The 21,419-nt window shown below is 64.7% G+C and carries 18 protein-coding genes; 5 read left to right on the top strand and 13 right to left on the bottom strand.

Going from position 1 to position 21,419, the window contains the following annotated elements; all coding sequences use genetic code 11:
* From VJ307_01175 to tolQ, 6 genes are all read right to left on the bottom strand, one after another.
* Positions 1–313 (bottom strand): hypothetical protein (locus VJ307_01175; protein HJX72738.1); only part of this gene is annotated, 313 nt, incomplete at its 3' end.
* 7 nt (positions 314–320) lie between these two features.
* Entirely contained in the window at positions 321–899 is a 579-nt protein-coding gene (gene pal, locus VJ307_01170; GenBank protein HJX72737.1) for a peptidoglycan-associated lipoprotein Pal, read from the bottom strand.
* A 66-nt stretch (positions 900–965) separates the two neighbouring features.
* Positions 966–2,270, bottom strand: a complete 1,305-nt coding sequence (locus VJ307_01165; protein HJX72736.1) for a hypothetical protein — start codon at positions 2,268–2,270, stop codon at positions 966–968.
* Complete coding sequence (locus VJ307_01160) at positions 2,267–3,130, bottom strand: TonB family protein (GenBank protein ID HJX72735.1); 864 nt, start codon at positions 3,128–3,130, stop codon at positions 2,267–2,269. The genes VJ307_01165 and VJ307_01160 overlap by 4 nt, the downstream gene beginning before the upstream one ends.
* A 50-nt stretch (positions 3,131–3,180) precedes the next feature.
* The gene (tolR, locus tag VJ307_01155) at positions 3,181–3,558 is read right to left on the bottom strand and encodes a protein TolR (protein HJX72734.1); all 378 of its coding nucleotides are present in this window, start codon (positions 3,556–3,558) and stop codon (positions 3,181–3,183) included.
* A 43-nt stretch (positions 3,559–3,601) separates the two neighbouring features.
* Positions 3,602–4,342 carry a protein TolQ gene (gene tolQ, locus VJ307_01150; protein HJX72733.1) on the bottom strand — a complete coding sequence of 247 codons (741 nt, stop codon included), beginning with the start codon at positions 4,340–4,342 and terminating at the stop codon, positions 3,602–3,604.
* A gap of 138 nt (positions 4,343–4,480) precedes the next feature.
* Between tolQ and VJ307_01145 the strand changes: the two genes are divergently transcribed.
* Positions 4,481–4,888 (top strand): transcriptional repressor, encoded by a 408-nt coding sequence (locus VJ307_01145; GenBank protein HJX72732.1) that lies wholly within the window; start codon positions 4,481–4,483, stop codon positions 4,886–4,888.
* 912 nt (positions 4,889–5,800) lie between these two features.
* Here the strand turns inward: VJ307_01145 and VJ307_01140 are convergent.
* On the bottom strand, positions 5,801–7,120 hold the full coding sequence (locus VJ307_01140) for a citrate (Si)-synthase (GenBank protein HJX72731.1): 1,320 nt from the start codon (positions 7,118–7,120) through the stop codon (positions 5,801–5,803).
* A 372-nt stretch (positions 7,121–7,492) separates the two neighbouring features.
* Here VJ307_01140 and metH point away from each other — a divergent pair, with 372 nt between their 5' ends.
* From metH to gcvH, 4 genes are read left to right on the top strand one after another with little or no spacing between them, the layout of a single operon-like run.
* Entirely contained in the window at positions 7,493–10,867 is a 3,375-nt protein-coding gene (gene metH / locus VJ307_01135) for a methionine synthase (protein ID HJX72730.1), read from the top strand.
* Between the two features lie 20 nt (positions 10,868–10,887).
* On the top strand, positions 10,888–11,049 hold the full coding sequence (locus VJ307_01130) for a rubredoxin (GenBank protein HJX72729.1): 162 nt from the start codon (positions 10,888–10,890) through the stop codon (positions 11,047–11,049).
* 3 nt (positions 11,050–11,052) lie between these two features.
* Positions 11,053–12,888, top strand: a complete 1,836-nt coding sequence (locus tag VJ307_01125) for a bifunctional homocysteine S-methyltransferase/methylenetetrahydrofolate reductase (GenBank protein ID HJX72728.1) — start codon at positions 11,053–11,055, stop codon at positions 12,886–12,888.
* A gap of 52 nt (positions 12,889–12,940) precedes the next feature.
* Positions 12,941–13,321, top strand: coding sequence for a glycine cleavage system protein GcvH (gene gcvH, locus VJ307_01120; protein ID HJX72727.1), 381 nt, complete (start codon positions 12,941–12,943; stop codon positions 13,319–13,321).
* A gap of 1 nt (position 13,322) precedes the next feature.
* Here gcvH and VJ307_01115 read toward each other — a convergent pair whose 3' ends face one another.
* The 6 genes from VJ307_01115 to VJ307_01090 form a co-directional block, all read right to left on the bottom strand.
* Positions 13,323–15,356 carry a cytochrome c3 family protein gene (locus VJ307_01115; protein ID HJX72726.1) on the bottom strand — a complete coding sequence of 678 codons (2,034 nt, stop codon included), beginning with the start codon at positions 15,354–15,356 and terminating at the stop codon, positions 13,323–13,325.
* The gene (locus VJ307_01110) at positions 15,353–16,291 is read right to left on the bottom strand and encodes a cytochrome b/b6 domain-containing protein (GenBank protein HJX72725.1); all 939 of its coding nucleotides are present in this window, start codon (positions 16,289–16,291) and stop codon (positions 15,353–15,355) included. Before VJ307_01110 ends, VJ307_01115 begins: the two co-directional genes overlap by 4 nt.
* A 54-nt stretch (positions 16,292–16,345) precedes the next feature.
* Positions 16,346–17,410, bottom strand: a complete 1,065-nt coding sequence (locus VJ307_01105) for a hypothetical protein (protein HJX72724.1) — start codon at positions 17,408–17,410, stop codon at positions 16,346–16,348.
* Positions 17,407–18,102 carry a cytochrome b/b6 domain-containing protein gene (locus VJ307_01100; GenBank protein HJX72723.1) on the bottom strand — a complete coding sequence of 232 codons (696 nt, stop codon included), beginning with the start codon at positions 18,100–18,102 and terminating at the stop codon, positions 17,407–17,409. Before VJ307_01100 ends, VJ307_01105 begins: the two co-directional genes overlap by 4 nt.
* Before the next feature lie 5 nt (positions 18,103–18,107).
* Positions 18,108–19,364 (bottom strand): hypothetical protein, encoded by a 1,257-nt coding sequence (locus tag VJ307_01095; GenBank protein HJX72722.1) that lies wholly within the window; start codon positions 19,362–19,364, stop codon positions 18,108–18,110.
* Positions 19,361–21,419, bottom strand: a 2,059-nt coding sequence (locus VJ307_01090) for a cytochrome c3 family protein (GenBank protein ID HJX72721.1), incomplete at its 5' end; no start/stop codon positions are given. The genes VJ307_01095 and VJ307_01090, both read right to left, overlap by 4 nt.

Raw genomic sequence — 21,419 nt, 5'->3', positions numbered from 1 at the left:
CCTCCTTCTGCATCTCCAGTTTCGTCTCGTCCGCACGGGTGGTGACGGCGAGAAGGTCCGATTTGATCCGGTCGTTGTCCGACGCAAGATCCGCCAGGGTCGTCTGGAAGGAGGTCAAATCATTCCGGCCGGCCCCGGTGGCCGACGGGGGTCCGGGGGCCGGCGACCTCCGGCCAGCGGCGACCTCCCTTTTCAGGGACTCCATGTCCTCCTGGAGGCGGACGAATGCGCCGGTGTCGGCCACGGCGCAACCGCCCGCGGCCGCTCCCAGGAGGACAAGGCACAACAGAGAGGCAAGGCGCTTTCTCTTCATCTGCTTCCTACCTCAGGACGAAGTGGGCCCGGCGGTTCTTCGCCCACGCGGCTTCGGTATGCCCCGTGTCGATCTGCTTCTCCTCGCCGAAGCTGACCGTGGAGAGCCCGCCGGACTTGACGCCGAGGGAGACGAGATAGCTCTTGGCGCTCTCGGCGCGGCGCTCGCCCAGCGCCATGTTGTACTCGGAGGTTCCGCGCTCGTCGCAATGCCCCTCGATGACCATCGACGCTCCCGTATTCTTTTTCAGATAGTCGGCCACCTTCTGGAGGGCGGGTTTGGCGTCCTCCCGGATGAACGACTTGTCGAAATCGAAATGGATGTCCTCAAAGGGGGACGGTTTCTCCTGGGTCGCCGCGATGCCCGCCATCGCCATCTGCTTCCCCGCCTCTTCGGGTTTCAGCGTCTCCGTGACGATCTCCCCGGGCTTGCCGGTCGGCGTTTCGGTGGAGGAAGGCGCCGATACCCCCGCTTCCGGACCGGTTCCGGTCGACTTCACCAGTTCTTTCTTCGCGCATCCCATGGCGAACACCAAGACCACCGACAGCGCCCCGAGCATCCACTTTTTCCCCGGTAATCCTTTCATGATCATCCTCCCCACGGTAATAGAAGTATGGTGTGATCCCATCCTGCAACATCCCTTGAGAAGCGGTCAATGCCGGGGGGACCAGGAAGGCGATCCCACGCCGGACAGTCCTTTGAAAAGACCCTTTTGCCAGCGTCCGTCCACCGATGTGATTTTCAACTCAGAATAGCCATTTTTTTGGAAGGTGTAAACCAGGTACCGGCCATCGGGCGAAAAGGACGGATCGACGCAGTCGCCGTTGGCCGACACCACGAGACGCTGGTCCGAGCCGTCGGGGCGGACCGTGAAGATCGAGTACCTCCCCTCGGAAAGGGAGGTGAAGGCGATCCGGTCGCCCGCGGGAGACCAGGAGGGCGAGGTGGAGTAGCCCCCCGCCCGGGATACGCGCCTCTCGTCCGAGGAGCCGAAATCCTTGACGTAGATCTGGGGCGAGCCGGCCCGGTTGGACACGAAGGCGACGCTCTTTCCGTCGGGGGATACCGAGGGGGAGACTTCGATCCCCCATCCGCCGACGACCACCTGCAGACCCGGGCCGTTGAGCATCGCACGGTAGATGTCGGAGTTCCCCTCGACGCTCAGGGTGACGTAGAGGGAGTCTCCCGAGGGGGAAAACGATCCGGGGGACTTCGAGTTCCCGTGCTGCGCGACGATCCGGTCCTTCCCGTCGGCCAGGTTGCGGAGATAGATCTGGGGGACCCCCGTCCGGTAGGAGGTGTAGGCGAGCCGTTCCCCGTCCGGGGACCAGCGGGGAAACAGATTGAAGCTCCGGTTGTCGGTCACCGGCCGCAGTTCCCTGCCGTCGAGCCCGATGAGGTAGATCTCCTTCCCCTTCCCCTTTCCCGGCCGCGCGGAGAAGGCGATCTCGGTATCGAAGATCCCCCGGATCCCCGTGAATGCGAAGAGCACCTCGTTGGCGAACTTGTGCGCCACCTTCCTGTATCCGCGGACGGAACCCGTGTATTTCTTCCCCGCCATCAGGTTTCCGAGGGTGGCGTCGTAGAGGCGCATCTCCGCCGTCATCGTTTCCCCCCGGACCTCCACCTTCCCGATCACCACGGCCTCGGCGCCGATCATCTTCCAGTCGGGAAAGGAGACCGGCCTCCCCTCGAAATGCCCGGGAACGATCCGTTCGAGATACGCCGCTCTTGCGATGACGTCGAACAGCGACGTCATGGCGAGATCCCCCGCGATCGTTTCGGGGATGTCCCGGCCGAGGGAGGCGTCCCCGCCGGTCACGACGAAGTCCGGGAGGGCGATCGGCATGCGCTTCCCGCCGGGCGCATTGATGTCGATGTACAGGACGGCCCCGGAAACGGAAGGGAGGAGGAGGATCCAAAGGGAAAGGAGCAGCGCTCCTGCGTACCGGATCACGACTCCTCCCCCGCCCCGTAGAAGCGGAAACCGACTTCGTAATGGTCCTCCGAGCCGCGCAACGGCGCAGGGGGAACGGGAAGAGGGCTCGCCTTGCGGATGGCCCGCAGCACGGAATCGTCGAAGTAGGGGTTGCCGGAGGTTTTCTCCATCCGCACCTGCGACACCCGGCCGTCGATCTCGATGACGATCCGAATCTGCACCATGAGCTTTTCCTTCTCTCCCACCGCAAGGGCGGGAACGTTCCAGTTCGACCGGACCTTCTCGTCAAGCTGCCGGAAGTAGGCAAGGTGCTCGGGCGGTACCCGGGCGGTCCCGGCGGCGCCGGCCAGTCCCGCCGGTGCGGACGGAGAGTCCTTCCTCTGCGCGGGGCGGACGGCCGAAAGGTCGATCCGGTGCCCGACGCGCTCCCCGATCTGATGGATCGCCGAACGGGCCGCCTTCTCCCGCCGGATCGTCACCACCGCCTCCCGGACGGACTCCCCGGATGCTTTCTTCTCCCGCATCCTCTTGATGCTCTCGGAGAGGCTTTCGGTTTCCCTGGGAAGGGTCGCGGGCAAGACCGGCTTCCCTTTGGTCCCTCGCTCCTTCTCCGCCTTTGCCGTTCGGGGAGGGGGAGACTTCCGGAGCCCTTCTTCCTTCGTCGTCTTCGCCGCGGGGGGGGGAGCCGGCTTTTCGACCGGTTTTCCGGGCGCCTCGGGGGGGGGGGCGAACGCCTCGCCTCCGACGAGATCGATCACCGCCACGGAGAGGAACCGGGATGGCGGCGCGTGAAGGGCCGCCCAGACGGAAAAAAGGGCCAGGGCGGCCACGTGGAGGGCCACCGAAACGGCGATCATTCTGCGGAAAATCGGCTCCATGGGGGTGGCCGCAAAGGGGACCGTCCGCATGCCTGTGGCGCGACCGCTGTTCAACGCTCGAGGGGTTCCGTGACCATCCCGAGTTTTTCCACCCCTGCGTTGCGGACCTCTGCGATGACTTTCACGACGAATCCGTAGGGGACGGCCCGGTCGGCGCGGAAATAGACCTGCCGGTCGGTGCGCCGGGCGACGATGGCCCTGAGGGTGTCGTTCAGCCGGTTGAACTCCACCGGCTGCTTCCCGACGAAGATCCGGCTGTTCATGTCCACGGTGAGGACGAGTCGCTCCTCATCCGACCGCATGGCCTTCGCGTTCGCTTGCGGCAGGTTGACGTCCACTCCCTGGGTGAGCATCGGCGCGGTGACCATGAAGATGATGAGAAGCACCAGCATCACGTCCACGAGGGGGACGATGTTGATGTCCGCCATCAATCGGCGTTCTCTTCCGTTTCCGTTGGCAAAAGCCATCGGGCTACACCTTCTCCACGTTGCGCTCGAGGAAGTTCACGAACTCGATGGAGAAACTGTCGAGGCGCGTCGCGATCGCCCGTACCCGGTTCAGGAAGAAGTTGTATGCCATGACCGATGGAATCGCGGCGGCCAGCCCGGCCGCGGTCGCGATCAGCGCCTCGGCGATGCCGGGGGCGACCGTGGCGAGCGTGGCGCTGCCGGTCTGGGCGATGCCCGAAAAGGCGTTCATGATCCCCCAGACGGTGCCGAACAGGCCGATGAAGGGCGTCGAGCTTCCCGTCGTCGCCAGAAAGGGGAGGTACGTCTCCATGAGCGCGATCTCCTCGTTGGACGCCTTCCTCATCGCCCGCTCCACGTTGTCCAGGGGGAACCCGCCGGCGCGGCCGCCCGTCGCCGCGGTCTCGGCGGACCGCCCCCGCTGGATCCGCATCAGCTCGAGATACCCCGTCCGGAACACCTCGGTGAGCGGGGTCCGCTCCATTTTCTCCGCCCGGTCATAGAGGGCAGCGAGGTTCTTCCCCTCGGCGAAGGCCTTGGCGAATTCCGCCTGGCTCTTTTCGATCCCTTTGAAAAGCCGGAATTTGAGGAAGATGATGGCCCAGGAGACGACCGAGAACACGATGAGCATCAGGAGAACGAACTTGACGATCGGCCCGGCGAGCCAGATGTGCTGGAACACTTGGGTGTCGAACAGGCCGTTTGCGGCCGCTGTTACGGGGAAGCCCATTCCCGCATAGGACATCGAAGGGAGCACCTCCAAGGGAATTATATCTTTTCCTTTATATCCCAATCCTTTATATCCCAATCCTTTATATCCCAATCCTTGTTGCTATTCAATCTTCTTGACATTTACCCGGTCGAAAAATACGATGACGATGTCATGGAAACGACGAGGAAAAAATCCCGAAACACGAAGCAACGCGCGGTGATCCTGGAGATTCTCAAGAAAAGCGGGGCCCACCCGACCGCGGAGGCGATCTACCAGGAAGCGCGCAAGGTTCTCCCCAACATCAGCCTGGGGACGGTGTACCGAAACCTCAATTTCCTCCGGGAGCAGGGTCTGGCCCGGGAGATCCGCACGAACAGCGATGCCTCCTCGCGATTCGAAGGAAAGTGCCCTCCCCACGCCCATTTCCACTGCACGGTGTGCCAGGCGGTCCTCGACCTTCCGCTTCCCACCTGCCTCGAGGGGGTCTCCTGGAAAGGGGAGACCGATATCTCCACGGTGAACTACCTGGACCTGCACGTCATCGGCGCCTGCAGCCACTGCACCCCCGCGACATCCTGACAACGGAAGAACTGGGACGTTCCTGAGAACTCGGCAATCGAAGTCTGCCCGGCAGGCTCCGAGACCGGCTCCCGCTTCCCCGGAGGGGGCCCGCTCGCTTCGTCCCTCGCCGCAACCTTCCTTCTGGGGCTGCGGAGGAAACCTTCGCCGGTCAGTTCCGGTCGACCCCCCCCTGCGTCCGCTCCGCCGCTTGCGCGCGCTGCGGCGGGGGCCGACTTTGCGCGCCCCCTTGAGGGAATGGGGCGCCCGGGGTCCCTGGCTCGCGGGGGGCTTCCCCAAAGCTACGCTCGCGACCTTCGCCCGCTCGCTGCGGGTTCCGCTCGTCGGATCGGACCCCGCACGGCGGGGATACTCTTCTCTCGCTCCACACGCCGCCGGCGTCCAGGGGGCCGTTGCCGAAGAGGCCGAGCACCGAGAGGGCCGATGCGCCGCATCCGGCGAGGCGCCCGACCGAGGCGTACCCACCGCGGTACGGTGAGGGAGGGCAACGAAGCCGGGGCGGATGCAGCGGCCCACGAATGCCGGGATCTGAGGGAATGGTCCCCTGGACGCCGGGAACCCCCCGCATCGCCCCGGGCCCCCGGTTGCCGATACTCTGCCAATGGGCTGTGCAAATGCGGCGCCCGCCGCAGGGGATCCCCCGAGCGGGAAGCCGAAGGCGGAACCGGCGGAGGCCCCGCGCCCTAGAGGGCAAGGGCATGGCATACCGCTCCGGAAGGTGAATGGCCGGGGAGATGGCCAATGGGCACGTTCACCGGCCGCAGCCGGGGAGCCGAGGCTGGACGCGAGCGGGGACCCCGGAGGCGAAGCCGCCACGGGCGCTCTATTGACTGGGCGCACCAATGGAAAACCGCCGGGGGCGGGTCACCGTCCCCGGCGGTTTCTCTATCCTGCGGCGATGCCGCTGACGGATCAGGCGAGCTTCCTGCCTCCCTCGGCCGCCCACTTCTCGAGCATGTCGGTGGTGACCGACTTGGGACGCTCGAGGGCGTACCCCAGGCCGCGGTCCCAGGTGAGGTTGCACAGGACGCCCAAGGCCCGCCCGATGCCGAAGAGCACGGTGTAGAAGTCGTACTCGACGACGCCGTAGTACCACTGGATGACGCCGGACTGCGCATCGACGTTCGGCCACGGGTTCTTCGCTTTCCCGTGCTCCCTGAGGACGTCCGGCGCGACCTTGTAGATCATGTTGACCAGCTTGAAGAGCGGGTAGTCCGGCAGGTTCTTCAGGCAGAACTCCATCTGCGAGACGTACCGGGGGTCGGTCTTGCGCAGCACCGCGTGGCCGTACCCCGGGATGACCTGGCCGCTGTTCAGGGTATCCCACAGGAACTTCTTGAGCTCCTCCTCGGTGGGGAGCTTTCCTCCCAGCTTTTTGAACACCCCCTGGCACCATCCCAGCACTTCCTGGTTCGCCAGGCCGTGGAGCGGGCCGGCCAGGCCGTTGATGCCGGCGGAATAGGCGTAGTAGGCATCGGAAAGGGCCGAGGCCACGAGGTGCGCGGTGTGCGCCGACACGTTGCCCGACTCATGGTCCGAGTGGAGGCAGAAGTACATCCGGGCCACGTCGTCATAGGGCTTGCCGATCCCCATCATACGGGCGAAGTTGCCGCCCAGGTCGAGCTTCGGGTCCGGGGCAATATGGGTGTCGCCCTTGTACTTCATCCGGTAGATGTACGCCCCGATCGACGGCAGCTTCGCCATCAGGTTGCAGGCGTCCTCGAACATCGGGTCCCAGTAGTCTATCTTCTTCATTCCCTCGCCGTATCTCTTCGCGAAGATGGATTCCCGCTGCATTGCAACGATGGCAGCGGAGAACATGGTCATCGGATGGGTGTCGCGCGGCATGGCGCGCAGGACGTCGAACACGTACTGGGGGATCTGGGAGCGGACTTTGAAATCCTCGACCGTCGCCAGGGCCTGCTCCATCGTGGGGACATCGCCGGTCATCAGGAAATAGAAGAACCCCTCGACGTAAGGGTACTCGGACCCGGGGACCTTGGGAAGGGCCGCGAAAGACTCGGGGATCGTCTTCCCGCGGAAGCGGATCCCTTCCTGAGGATCCAGGTAGGAGATGTCGGTCACGAGGCAGCGGACGTCGCGCGCGCCGCCGATGCACTGATCGATAGTAACCTGGTCGATGACCACCTTGCCTTGCTCCTTGACCAGTTTGGTGATGCGTGGACGGTGCGCCTGAATCTTCTCGAAAAGCTTTTCCTTGAGCGTCGCCATGCTGTCGAACCCCCTTTCATGGGATAGCGGTATTTGACGGATCAGCTTCTTACGGTTTTACGGGCACCCTCCTTTCCGTTCTTGGTAGATTCTCTCCATGGTAGCAGCCAGGGGACAGCGCTCCATTCGCAGTGCGGCAATCACCCCCCCTTCCTGTACCCGGAGTACTGCCTGCAGAATGACGTCAATGTGCTTGATTCGGATCTTGCAGAATGTATACCGTATACAGTCTTTCTATCTTAATAGCAAGAAAGGTTTCGGCAAGTCAAGCCAAAAGAGCGGCAGTTTGACACCCGGGAAATTCCTTTATAGTATGGGGCACTTACTTCCTGCGACCCGGTGCCGGCCGGGAACGCGGCGAGGAGGACTCCGGTGGGCCTTTTCGACGAACCCGTTCTCATCTTCGACGGCGCGTGCGGGACGAACCTGCAGCGATTTTCCCTGCCCCCGTCGGCCTGGGGAAAGCACGAGGGGTGCAACGAATATCTGAACCTCTCGGCCCCGGAAGTCATCGCGGAACTGCACGGGTCGTTCCTTGCCGCCGGCGCGATGGTCCTCGAAACGAACACCTTCGGCGCCAACTCCGTCGTCCTCGCCGAGTACGGGCTGGAAAACCAGGGAGAGGAGATCAACCGCGCCGCGGTGGAGCACGCCCGGACCGCCATCGCGCGGCACGGAGGCCGCGGCTACGTCGCCGGGGCCATCGGGCCGACGACGAAATTGCCTTCGCTGGGGCACATTTCCTACGAGGAGATGGCCCGCGCGTTCGGCGGACAGGTGCGCGCGCTTGTCCTGGCGGGGGTGGACCTCCTCCTGTTCGAGACCTGCCAGGACCTGAAGCAGGTGAAAATCGGCCTGGTGAGCTGTTTCGAGGAACTGGAGCGGCTGGGCCGGGAGATCCCCGTCATGGTCTCCCTCACGATCGAGAGCTCGGGAACGATGCTGGTCGGCACGGACGTGGCGGCGGCCGCAGCGGCCATCGAGCCCTTCCCCGTATTCTCCCTGGGACTCAACTGCGCCACCGGGCCGGAGGGGATGAAATCCCACATCCGGTATCTCAGCCGCCACTGGCCGGGCCGGGTCTCCTGCATCCCCAACGCCGGCATCCCGCAGGTGCTCGGGGGACAAACGGTCTACTCTCTTTCTCCGGAACGATTCGCCGAGGAGCTCGAGGCGTTCGTGACCGAAGAAGGGGTGAGCATCGTGGGCGGATGCTGCGGTTCGACCCCGGAGCACATCCGGTGCCTGGCCCAGGCGCTTTCCTCCGTGCGCCCCGCCCCGCGCGCCCCGCAGGGAAAACCCTCCCTGTCGAGTCTCTACCAGGCCGTGGAGATCCGTCAGGAGATCCCGCCGCTTCTCATCGGGGAGCGGGCGAACGCCAACGGGTCGCGGCAATTCCGGGAACGCCTCCTCGCCGACGACTACGAAGGGGCGCTCGCGATCGCCCTCGAGCAGCAGGAGGACGGCGCACACGCCCTGGACCTGTGCACGGCGTACGCCGGTCGGGACGAGAAGGCGGACCTGGCGACACTTACCCGCCTCTTCGCCCAGTACGTCCGCCTCCCCACCGTGATCGACTCGACCTCCCCCGAGTGCATCGAGGAGGCCCTCCGGATCCACCCCGGGAGATGCCTCGTCAACTCGATCAACCTCGAGGACGGAGGGAAAAATTGCGAGCGGATCTGCCGGCTGGCGAAAAAATACGGCGCCGCCGTCGTGGCCCTGACCATCAACGAGAAGGGAATGGCGATGACCGCCGAGGAGAAGCTGGCCACGGCGAAGACGATCTACGACCTGGCGGTCCACCGGCACGGATTGCGCCCGCACGACCTCCTGTTCGACATGCTGACCTTCACGATCGGCTCGGGGGACGCATCCCTCCGCGACGCGGCGGCGGAGACGATCGAGGCCGTCCGACGCGCGCGGGAGGAACTGCCGGGGGCGTTCACCCTTCTGGGGGTGAGCAACATCTCCTTCGGGCTGTCCCCGGCTTCCCGCCGCGCGCTCACCTCGGTCTTCCTCCACGAGGCGGTCGAGGCGGGGTTGACCGCCGCCATCATCGACGCCGCGAAGATCCTCCCCCTCGCGAAGATCCCGGAGGAGGACCGCCGCGCCTGCCTCGACCTGATCCACAACCGGCGGTCGGAGGGCGGGGAAACGCCTCTCGATGCGTTCCTCGCGCATTTCGCCGGGAAGACGGAAGGGGAAGGCACCTCCCCCGCAAAGACCGACGCCGCGGCGCCTCCGGAGAAGGCGCTCACCGAGAAGGTCGTCGCGGGCGACCGGGAGGGGCTCGAGGACCTCCTGTCGATCCTGCTCTCCCGGTGGCCGGCGGGGGCGGTGATCAACAACATCCTCGTGCCGGCGATGCGGCATGTGGGGGAACTGTTCGGGCGGGGCGAGATGCTGCTGCCGTTCGTGCTCAAGTCCGCGGAGACCATGAAGCGGAGCGTGGACATCCTGGAGCCCTTCCTGGCCAAGGCCGATCGGGAGACCGGCCGCAAGATCCTCCTGGCGACCGTCGCGGGGGACGTGCACGACATCGGGAAGAACCTGGTCGACATCATCCTCTCCAACAACGGCTACCGCGTGTTCAACCTGGGGATCAAGGTCCCCGCGGAGACGATCATCGAGAAGGCCCGCGAATACGGCGTCGACGCGATCGGTCTCTCCGGCCTCCTCGTCAAGTCGGCCATCGTCATGAAGGAAAGCATGCCCCAGTACCGGGAGGCAGGGCTGTCCGTCCCCATCCTCCTCGGCGGAGCGGCGCTCACCGGGAAATTCGTGGCCGAGGAGTGCGTGCCGGGATACGGAGGGAAGGTGGTCTACTGCGCCGATGCATTCGCGGGGCTCGCGGCGATGCGGGACCTCGAGGCCGGAACGCTGCGCTCCACGACGCACCGGGAGACGGCACGGCAGGCCGCCGCGCCGGGGCGGAGGGAGGCCCGGATCTCCCGGGAATCCCCGGTCCCGACCCCCCCTTTCCTCGGGGCGCGCCATGTCACCGACATCGGGACGGAACTGCTTTTCCCCTACGTCAACGAGCAGGCGCTGTTCCGGGGACGCTGGGGGTACCGTCGGGGAAAGAGGGAGGCCGGGGAGTACCGCCGGCTCATCGAGGGGACGGTCCGGCCGATGTACGAAGAGCTGAAGCGCCGGTGCGCGGAGGAAAAGCTCGCCCGCCCGATGGTGGCCTACGGATATTTCCGTTGCTTTCCCGAGGACGACACCCTCGTCGTGGAGCATGAAGAACGGAAATTCCCGTTCCCCTTCCCCCGCCAGAAAAACCCGCCGCATCTGTGCATCGCCGACTACTTCCGGACGGCGGCGGAGGGGGGCGACGTCGCGGGCTTCTTCGTGGCGACGATCGGGGAGCGGTTCGGGCAGGCCGCACGGGAACTGTTCGAGGCGGACCGGTACCACGACTACCTGATGCTGCACGCCCTGAGCGTCGAGCTTACCGACGCCCTGGCCGAATACTGGCACGAAATGATGCGGCGGGAGCTGGGGATCGCGGGGCAGCGGCCGTCCGGACCGGAAGGCTACGTCGTCCAGGAGTACCAGGGGTCCCGGTACGGTTTCGGCTACCCCGCCTGCCCGGATCTTACGGCCCACCGCCCCGTGTTCGAACTGCTCCGTCCCGGGGAGATCGGTGTCACTCTCACCGAGACGATGGAGATGGTGCCCGAGCAGACCACTTCGGCCCTCGTCGCGCACCATCCCCAGGCGAAATATTTCGCCGTGTAGGCAGCCGAAGGAGCAAAGCCGTGAAAAAGTACATCTGCACGAATTGCGGGTACGTGTACGATCCCGAAGCGGGCGACCCGATGGGGGACATCCCCCCCGGTACCCCCTTCGAGGCGTTGCCGGACGGGTGGGTATGCCCCATGTGCTATGCGCCCAGGTCCAGTTTCGACGAGATGGAATAGGCGATGGAGAAGATCCTCGAACGGATGAAGAAGTCCCCGCTGGTCTTCGACGGCGCCATGGGGACGATGATCTACGAGCGGGGGGTCTTCATCAACACCTGCTTCGACGAGCTCTCCCTCTCCAATCCGAAGCTCATCCGCCAGATCCACAGCGACTATGTCGAGGCAGGGGCCGAGGTGATCGAGACGAACACCTTCGGGGCCAACCGGATCGCCCTCCGCCCGTACGGGCTTTCCGAGAAGGTCGTGGAGATCAACCGCCAGGCGGTGCGGATCGCCCGGGAGGTCGCGATGGACTCGGTGTACGTCGCCGGAGCCGTGGGGCCGTGCATCCGTCCGGACCAGATCATGCCGGAGGAGCACGCCGTCGAAGTGGAGGAGGCCTTTGCCGAGCAGATCGGCGCTCTGGTGGCCGAGGGCGTCGATCTCGTCGTTCTGGAGACCTTCACCCATTTGAAGGAACTCCAGCGGGCGGCCCGGGCGGCCAAGAAGCTCGGCGCGACGGTGCTCGCGTCGTTCGCGCTGAACGACCGCGGGGAGACCGCCGTGGGGATGAAGGCGGGCGCCATCGCCCAAGCCCTGGAATCCGACGGAAATGTGGACATCGTCGGGATCAACTGCGGGACCGGCCCCGCCGGGGTCTTCGACGCGCTGCACTCCGTTCTCCCCCAGGTCGGAAAACCGGTCGTCGTGATGCCGAACGCGGGGTTTCCCCGCGATATCGGCGGGCGGCTGCTCTACCTCACCAGCCCGGAATATTTCACCGAGTACGCCAAGAAGTACATCGAACTGGGCGTGCGCGGCGTGGGGGGCTGCTGCGGGACCACCCCGGCGCACATCCGGGTGGCCAGCCGGGCGATCAAGTCGCTTTCCGGCGTGAAGACGCACGTGAAGATCCGTCCGCTCGCCCAGCAGGGGGTTCTGATCCAGGTCGTTCCCCCCGAGAAGAAGTCCCGGCTGGCCCGCAAGATGCTCGCGGGGGAAAAGGTCACCTCCGTGGAGATCGTCCCCCCGCGCTCCAGCGACCTCTCGAAGATGCTCGCCAAGGTGAGACAGTGCGCCGAGGCCGGGGTCGACGCGATCAACATCCCGGACGGCCCTCGGGCCAGCGCGCGCATCTCCCCCATGATCGCCGCCATCACCATCCTGAGAGAGGTCGGCATCGAGCCGATCCTCCACTACTGCTGCCGGGACCGCAACCTCATCGGGATGCAGTCGGACCTCCTCGGCGGGTACGCCGCAGGTCTCGCCAACTTCCTGATCATCACGGGGGACCCCCCCAAGGTCGGCGACTATCCCCAGGCCACGGGGGTCTTCGACGTGGATGCGATCGGTCTCGTCCAGGTGACGGACAACCTGAACCGGGGATTCGACATCGGCGGGAACCCGATCGACCCGCCCACCGGCATCTTCATCGGGGTGGGCGCAAACCCGTGCGCCGTGGATCTTTCGCGGGAGATCGAACGCTACTACCGCAAGATCGACGCGGGCGCCGAGTTCGCCATCACCCAGCCGGTCTTCGACGTGGAGGCCCTGTTCCGCTTCCTGGACCGCGTGGAGGGGTACGCGCGGCGCATCCCCGTCCTGGCGGGAGTCTGGCCGCTGTTCAGCTACAAAAACGCCGAGTTCATGAACAACGAGGTCCCCGGCGTGGTCGTCCCCCGGGAGATCCTCGACCGGATGGCCCGCTGCCGGACCCAGGAGGACGGCCGCCGGGCCGGGATCGACATCGCGAGAAAGACGATCGAGCAGATCTCCCCCCGCATGAGCGGCATCCAGGTGAGCGCCCCCCTGGGCAGCGTGGAAACCGCCCTCGCCGTTCTGGGGAAAGAGCGATAAAAAATATTCCGGGTTTATTGACATCGTCCAACCCCGTCCCTATAAATGTCCTATGGCGGACGAAAGCGAACTCTCTTTTTCCGAAGACCATATCTGGGTCCTGGAAATGGGTGACACCGCGCGAATAGGGATCTCCGATTACGCCCAGGAGCAGCTCGGGGAGATTTTGTCCGTGTTGCTGCCCGAGAACGGAAAGTTCGTCGAGCAGGGGGAGACGATGGGAGAGCTCGAATCCCAGAAGACCGTCGTCGAGCTCGTTTGCCCCCTGTCCGGCACCATCCGGGCGCACAACGAAAGCGTCGTGGAGGACCCTTCCCTGATCAACGTGGATCCGTACGGGAAGGGGTGGCTCATCGAGGTGGAGGTCACCGAGCCCGAGGAGCTGGAAGGCCTCATGAGCCACGACGAGTACGAGCTGTTCATCGAAGACTGAGTCACTTCTTCTTCAGGATCCTGTCCAGCGAGCTCTGCGCCGATTTCAGGAGGTCCCGGCTCAATTCGTAATTGTGGGTCCCCCGCCCGTTGGTGACGATCTGATAGTTCGTCTCGGCTCCCTGGAGGAGCTTCCTCTCCTCGTCGACGTTCTTTCCGAACTTTCTGCTTCGCTCCAGGTATTCCCTCGCTTCCTCGAGCGACACCGCAATGACGTTCTCCTTCGCGGTGATCTCCTCCTTCCAGGAGAGGAGCATCTTCCCGTATTCGGCGCTGTGACACTCTTCGCACTTGGCCTTGACGGTGAGTACCGTCTGCGCCCCCTTCTTCAGCTCGTGGCAGTCGGTGCATTTCAGGCCCGCCTTCGCCATCACGTCGGGGGCCGCCGAAACGCCGGAGGGCTTCACCTTCCCCTCATAGAGCGCCTTGGGGGCCTTGTGGCAATGTCCGCAGTCGATGTCCCGGCTTTCGTGATGGCACGACATGCACTCGGACTTGGTGACGATCCGCATCTTGTGCTTGTCGGGGGAATGGCACTTGGTGCACTGGATTCCCACGTCCTGGACGTGCAGCGAGTGGGGAAAGCGCACCTCCATCTCCTTGAAGAAGAGTTCCCCCGGCGGCCGGATACGCTGGTGGCACAACGTCATGCAATAGGAGGACGGACTGGCGAGGATGGCCGGCCGGGGAGGCCCGCCGGAGATCCCGGCGGCCTTGAACGCCGCCTGGACCTGGTCGTATCCGGCCCGCACGATCCGGTAGGCATACTCGATGTTGTGGGCTCCGCGTCCGGCCTTCAGGAGGTCGAGATTGGCGCGGGCATCCGCCACCAGGGCGCGGGCCTCCGCGACTTTCTTCGATTTCGTAGGTCCGGTCCCGACGGCCGCCTCCCCGGAGGAGACGATCGCGCCCATGTCGGCGGCGAGGACGCGGGACGCCTGGATCCAGTCGTCGAGCATCCGGTCGTAGTTCTTCCCGTGGCAGGCGACGCAGCTTTGCCGCTCGGCCGTGAGCTTCTTTTCGCCGGGGAAGGCGACGCCGGACTCGCGCACCTCGACGGACTTCGTGTGGCACCCGTCGCAGGCCACCTGGGCCGAGAACATCCTCGACGGGGTGTCGGCGACGCCCCGCGCGCCGGCCCCCATGTACATCTCCTTCTGATAGTTGTGGAGCCGCTTGTGGCAGGCGTCGCACTGGACCTCGAAGGTCCTGACCATCTCGACTTCGCCGTGCCGGATCTTCTCGTGGCATTTCAGGCACTCGATCGCGTTGATGGTGACGTGGATCCTGTGGAGGGCGAGCGGGTCGGTCTTCCGGTTCAACCTGCCCACGTGGCAGTCGAAGCAATGGGAGTCTTCGACCCGTCCGTCCCCCTCCGCCACGCGCAGGTGGCACTGCTTGCACTGGACCCCGATCTTCAGGTACGAGTCGTGGGAGAAGGTGAACCCGCTGTGTTCCACCGTCCGCGTCGGGGTGCCGTGGCAGCCGGGGCATCCGCCGAGGGCCTGCCCCTGGCCGATCCCCTTGAAGTGGCACAGGAAGCAGACGTTCGTGTCGACCGCAACATGTTCTCCCTGGACGATCGAATAGTGGCACGACGTGCAACGCAGCTTCTCCCCGCGCCGAAGCTTCGTCATGTGATCCTGGTGGTCGAAGGTGATGTTGCCCAGCTTGGCTTTCCCCTTCTCGATGCGCCCCTCGTGGCAGCCTACGGCAAGGCACGCCTTGTCCGGCACGTTTGCGTGGGGCCGGGGGTTGTACAGCCCGGTCCAGTATTTCAGCGTCGTCACCGTGATGAACACCGGGGAGAAGGAGTGGCACTTGATGCAGGAAACGTCGGCGTGCCGGGACGTCTTCCACTGGTCGTAGAACGGATCCATATAGTGGCAGACGACGCACGACTTCGGGAAGTACGCCGCGACGAAGAAAGCGCCGTTGAAGACAATGCCGATCCCGAGGACGATCGCGCCCAGGGTCAGAAGCAGTTTCCGGTGCCGGTGGACCGCGTCCCAGAGGTGCCCGAGCATCTCCTTCATGGGTGGGGTACCTCCGCCGTCTGCTTGGCCCGTCTGGCCATGATCTCTTCATACTCGAGCGGGTGCTCGTCCTTGATCTCGTGTTCCGAGATCTGGCCGTGCCACCACATCAGCGTCCCGGGGAAACGGTCCGGGTTGAAGTGGACGTTGTAGAAGTGCCAGATGACGATGGCCAGCGTGGCAAGCATCGCCTCGTCGCTGTGCATTTCGTGGGCGACGTCCAGGACATACTTCGGGAAATACTTGAGCACGATCATCTCGAACCAGAGGAAGAGCCCCGATCCGATCATGATGACGCACCCCCAGTAGACGGCCCAGTAGTCGAATTTCTCGAGGTAGCTGAACCGGCCGAACCGCGGCTTCTCCGGGGTTTTTCCCAATAAATGCCGGATGTTCTGCATCAGGTCCCTTGCATCCTTGGGGGTGGGGATGAGGAGCACGAAATCGCGCCGGCCCCGCCGGGAGAGCACCGTGTAGAAAAGGTGATGCACCATGAAGTAGATGAGCATGCCCGCGCCGATCCGGTGCACGATCGTGGAGTTGTGGATCCCCCCCCACAGGGCCACCAGGTAGTGGGACAGCACGAAGTCGGGAAATTTGATCGGCATCCCGGTGATGACGAGGAGGATGACCGAGGTGAACATCACGATGTGCTGGAAGCGGAAGTTCCTGTTGAACCGCTCGAACATCTCCCCTTCTTCGGGATGCCTCTCCCGACGCCTCTCCTCCCGGCGTCTGCGCTCCTCCGCCCTGCGCTCCGCCGCCGTGCGGATCCGTCTTTCCCGCTCCACCTCCTCGAGGACGCGGGCGCGGACCTTCTCCCGGATCTTCTCCGCCTCGGACGGTTCGAGGCCGCCGGTCTCCTCGGCGACGGCCGCCTCGATGTCGCGTTCCAGGGATTCCTGCTTCGGGTCCTTCTTCTCGTTCCTGGGCATTCGTTCTCTCTCCCGCTCCTGGTTTTCATCCTTCGGGCAATGCCCGCGATCCCGTTACTGCTCGCCGCGAAGCCTTCGGGTCCGCCCGTACATGTCGAGGAAGATGTGCGCGATGAGGGCGAGCATGGTGCCGATCGTGAGGTATTTGAAGAACTGCGCGGTGTAATAGATGATCCCGGACTCCTTCTTGTGGGCGTCCACGTGCATCTTCCCCACGGCGAAGTTGGGGTTGGCCCCCGGGTGGCATTTCCCGCAGGTGGCGGGAACGTTCTTCGGGTTGACCATGGAGAGCGGATCCTCCGGCGGCCGGATGTCGTGGATGCCGTGGCACGAGGCGCAGTTGGCCACGGTCCGGGAGCCGAAACCGCTCGCCACGCCATGGAACGAGTTCTTGTACGTGGCCACCTGCTCGGTCTCGATGCCGAACTTGCTCATGATCGAAACGGAGGCGTGGCACGTCGAGCACTGCTCCGCGACGTGGGTCGCGTACACCGAGGACTTGGGATCCAGGTGGCCGTAAATCTTGTGCTCTCCGTGGCAGCCGGTGCACGAAGGGGCGTCCATGATCCCCTTCGACAGCGCCACGCCGTGGATCGAGGTCTTGTACTGCGCGTAGATCTCGATGTGGCACCTTCCGCACGTCTCCGCGACGTTCCGGGGGGAAACCGCCGACACCTCGTCCTTCGCCTTGCGGATGGAGTGGTCCCCGTGGCAATCCTGGCACAAGGGAGCCTTCGTGTTCCCCTTCGCGATCGCCGTGCCGTGGACCGAACCGAAATACTCCAGGTAGGAGTCCGACTGCGGGGCCCCTTCGGCGTTCCCCTTGTAGTGGCAGTGGGTGCAGACCACGCGCTTGGGGCGCTGGCGGTGGGGGATCTCGCTTACGTCGAAATGGCAGTCCACGCACGTCTTCTTCTCGTGCACGGACCCTTTCAGGCTGTCCCCCGTCGCGAACAGGTCCCGGATCTTCCCATCGACGAGGATCTTCCGGAACTCGGGCTTCCCATGGCAGAGCGTGCATTTTTCCAGCGAGATCCTGGCGTCCGCGGAGGACCAGAATCCCTGGGCGGCTACCCCGAAGGCGATGAAGATCCCGGCTGCGAAGAACTTCCCCCTCATATCGCCCCTTCTCCTTTTAATTTTTCGTACTCCGCGGGATGCTCCGCCCTGAGCCACTCCGCGTTCACCTTCCCCGTCAGCCACGCCCGGTTCATCGGAAATACGGACGGGTGCAGGTGGACGATGTACAGGTGCCAGAACAGGAGAATGATGAAAAGGAGAAGCCCCTGGTACCCGTGGATGATCAGGGTCAGGTCCAGGACGAACTTGGGGAGGAACCGCATCGAGAAGGTCTCCGCCCAGAGGATGACCCCGGTCACGGAGAGGAGAAAGACGCCGGTCGTGGTCCCCCAGTACTGGAACTTCTCCTTGTACCCGTATTTCCCGAACCGCGGGTATTCGTTGCTCATGCCGAGGTTGAACCGCATCGCCTGGAGAAAGTCGTCGAAATCCCGCCGTGTGAGCCAGACCTCTTTGAGCTCCCGTTTCCCCTCGCGGGAAAAAAGCATGTAGAAGGCGTGGTAGACCAGCTGGGCCATCAGGAACACGGCGGCGACGCGGTGGATGATCCCCCGGTACATCACCCCTCCCTCGAGGCGGATCAGGGCCTGCGCCAGCCGGTTCTCGTGGTACATCAGCGCGAAACCGGTTACGGCAAGGACCAGGAGGGAGAGGATCAACAGCATGTGCTGCATGCGAAACAGCACCGACATGCGCTCCACGTACACCGGGCTGCGGGATTCTTCGCTCATCGGGGTTACTCCTTCGTCCCTCTCGTCTTCGGTTCCCCGCGCCGGCGCCTTCCCAGAAGATCCATCGCGATGTGGAGGACGAACAGGATGACGAGCGTCCCGATGAAGATCGTGTAGAAGACGCGGACGGTGAACACGCCCAACGCCTTCTGGGGGGTCACCTCCACGTGGATATCCCCCTTGGCGAAGTTCGCCCCCGCGTTGGGGTGGCACTTCCCGCACGTCTTCGGAAGGTTCGCCTTGTTGACGGACGAGGCGGGGTCCGCCGCCGGAAGGATCCCGTGGAATCCGTGGCACGAGGCGCAGTTCGCCACCGTGGTCATGCCGTACTCGAGGGCGACGCCGTGGAACGAGTCCATGTAGGTGGAGAACCGCTTCTTCGGAAGGGCGTACCGCGTGGCGATCGCCTCGTTCCCGTGGCACGCCGTGCAGGTCTTGGGGATGTTCTTCACGTATACCTTCGATTGGGGGTCGGTGATCTTCGTGATCGAGTGCTCGCCGTGGCAGTCGGTGCACACCGGGGACTCGGCGATCCCGGCGCGCATCCCTTTCCCGTGCACGGAGCGGTCGTACTCCTCCAGGATCCCGGAATGGCACTTCCCGCAGAGCGTCGGGATGTTCTGCCGGTGGGTGGCGGAACGCGGCTGGTCCCCCGGGAGGATCATGTGGTTCCCGTGGCAGTCCGGGCAGACCGCGGCGCCCAAGAGGCCGGATTTTTTCTGAGCCCTCCCGTGGACGCTCTCCCGGTAGGCCGCCATCACCTTCTGGTCGGGGAGCCCGTACTTCTCCTCGATCACCCTGTCCTCGTGGCATTTCAGGCAGACCTCGACGATGTTGAGCCGGAAGGTGCGCGCCTTCGGGTCCTGCGCCTTGCGGATGGCATGCTTGCCGTGGCAATCTTCGCACCCCGGGACGTCTTTCACCCCCTTCGCGTGCACGATCCCGTGGGTGCTCTGGGAGTACGACTTCTGCGCGTCGGCGTGGCACCTTCCGCACGCGACCGCCGCCAGCTTTCCGTGCGGAACCTTCGCGTCCGCGTGGCACGACGTGCACGTTCCCTTGCCGTGGACCGACTGCCGGAACTCCTTCTCGTCGACGAACAGCGACTGCGTCTTCCCGCCGGGAAGGGACTTCTCGATCGTCTTGTCCCCGTGGCATTCCTGGCAATCGCCGACCGTGGGACCCGCATCCGCCGTCGCGGCCAGCGCGACTCCCGCGGCTGCCAGGAGTGCGGCGATAAGGAACGATCGAAGCGGTTTCATTTCTCCTCCGTCAGCAGGATGGTCGATCCCGGCTCGGCTTTCTCCCCCCGCCGCTCCCTCTCCTCGATCTCCTCGAGTTCGAGGGGATGCTCGTGCTCCATGTGGTGGCGGGAGAGCTTTCCGTCGATCCAGGTGAGCGACATGGGGGCGAAGTCCGGGTTGATGATCACGTAGTAGAGGTGCCAGACGAAGATGGCCAGGGTGGCCAGGATCGCCTCGTAGAAGTGAACCAGGGTGGCGACGTCCAGCCCCCACATCGGGATCCGCTTCAGGGTCTCGTTCTCGAACCAGAGCATGAACCCGGTGACGACCATCACGATCGTTCCCCACACGAGGGCGAGATACTCGGCCTTCTCCACGTAGCCGTACCGGCCGAACTTCGGCTTGTGATCGGAGAGCCCCGCGTAGTATCGGAGCATCGACACGACGTCCAGGGCATCCTGCCACCGGGGCATCATGCGGGCCAGCTGGCCCCGCCCGCGGGCCGTGAAAACGGCGTAGAAGACATGATAGAGGGAGGTCCCCACCATCACGAGCGCGGCCGCCCGGTGCCCGTTGCCCCGGAGCGAGACGTTCGCGTGGTCCGAAAGGAACGGGACCGACCACTTGAACTTGAGGGCGAACCCCGTCACCACGAGCACGAAGAAGCTCGAAAGCGTCAGGAAATGCTGAAGCCGCTCGGAACGGTTCAGCCGCTCGTAACCGGGGTGATCCCACTTTTCCGCTCTCTCCCGGTAGAGGGCCTGCATCTTCCGGAGATAATCGGCGCCATTGTGAAGAACCATCCCCCCGATGACGAGGACGATCAGCCAGATGTAGATCCCCTCCACCCAGGCCTTGACGGTGCTCCCGATCCCGCCGGCGCCCGCGTGGATGCTCCCCTTGGCGAAGTTCGCCGTCGCCCCGGGATGGCACTGGCCGCAGGTCACCGGCAGGTTCTTCGGGTTCACCGTGGAGCGGAGGTCGGAGCTCGGGAAGATCTCGTGCACCCCGTGGCAGGAGGAGCAGTTCGCCACCGTCCTGTCGCCCAGCCGCTGGGAGAGGCCGTGGAAGCTATCGCGGTACCCCTTGACCCGGCTGATCTCGACCCCGTACCGGGAGGCGAGCCTCTCCGCGGTGTGGCAGGAGGGGCACGTCTTTTCGGAAATGGCCATGAAGGATACGGGGGACCGGGGGTCATCCGCCTGGCGGATTTCGTGCTCCCCGTGGCAGTCGGCGCACCCGGGGGCATCGGGGACGCCCCGGTAGAAAGCGACCCCGTGCACGCTCTCGCGGAAAATGGTGAGCACGCCGTAGTGGCATTTCCCGCACGTCTCCGGGATGTTCGTCCGGTAGATGGGGGAGGACGGGTCGAGCCGGTCCTTGAGGTCGTGGGCTCCGTGGCAGGCGACGCACGAGGCGGATTTGTTCAGCCCCTTCTCCACAATCGCGCGGTTGTGGATGCTCTTCTCGTACATCCTCGCCGCCCCGGGGATGGCGATCCCCCCCTGCTCGATCACCTCCTTGCTTCCGTGGCAACGCGTGCAGGTTGCGGCGACATTCCGGAAGTAGACCGGTGAGGTGGACAGGGTCGTTTTGGAAATCGCATGCGCCCCGTGGCAATCCGTGCACTGGGGGGCGTCGATCCCCACCATCGCCTTGCGGCCGACCACATGCCGGCTTTTCGCGTACACGGCGGTCTCCTTCGTGTGGCAGCCGGAACAGTCCACCGGCTTGAGGCGCGCGGTGTGGGGCACCCCCTGGGCATCCTGGTGGCAGTCGGTGCAGGAAAGGTCCCTGTGGACCGATCCCTCGTACGCAGCGGGGTCGACGAAGAGGCTGGTCCCCGGGAAGGGGGAGATGCTCCGGCGGGGTTTCTCCGGACCGCCCGGGCGAACGTTCGACTCTTTCTCCCCGGCCGACCACGAGAGGATGTCGGAACTGCCGTGGCAGTCGAGGCAGTCGGAGTTCCCCCGAGCCCACGGCGAAGAGGGCGTGAATGCCAGCAATACCGCCGTTGCCGCCAAGATGCCTGCGATGCGGATTCCTCCCCGGAGCAAGGGGGACATGGTCACT

The sequence above is a fragment of the Candidatus Deferrimicrobiaceae bacterium genome (assembly GCA_035256765.1).
Lineage (GTDB): Bacteria > Desulfobacterota > Deferrimicrobia > Deferrimicrobiales > Deferrimicrobiaceae > CSP1-8.
The sequence above is the reverse complement of the archived record's forward strand: the minus strand, read 5'-3'. Positions and strand labels throughout refer to the sequence as shown.